The organism is Pseudomonas sp. BMW13 (genome assembly GCF_013357275.1).
GTDB lineage: Bacteria > Pseudomonadota > Gammaproteobacteria > Pseudomonadales > Pseudomonadaceae > Aquipseudomonas > Aquipseudomonas khazarica.
Genome location: NZ_SUKD01000084.1, coordinates 1 through 208, shown reverse-complemented (window position 1 = coordinate 208; position 208 = coordinate 1). Strand labels below are relative to the sequence as shown.

The following is a 208-nucleotide window of genomic DNA, read 5'->3' as shown; positions in this document are numbered from 1 at the left end:
CGAGGTGATGAAGAAGGTCAAGCAGATCAAGCGCGGCAACCCGCTGGACACCGACACCATGGTCGGCGCCCAGGCCTCTCAGCAGCAGTTCGACAAGATCCTCAGCTACCTGGAGATCGCCCAGCAGGAAGGCGCCCAGGTGCTCACCGGCGGGGCGGCCGAGCGCCTGGAGGGCGACCTGGCCAGCGGCTATTACATCCAGCCGACG

At 66.3% G+C, this 208-nt stretch carries 1 protein-coding gene; it reads left to right on the top strand.

From position 1 onward, the window contains the following. Positions 1–208: aldehyde dehydrogenase family protein (locus E4487_RS25050; protein WP_175254576.1), on the top strand; the 208-nt coding region annotated here is incomplete at both ends.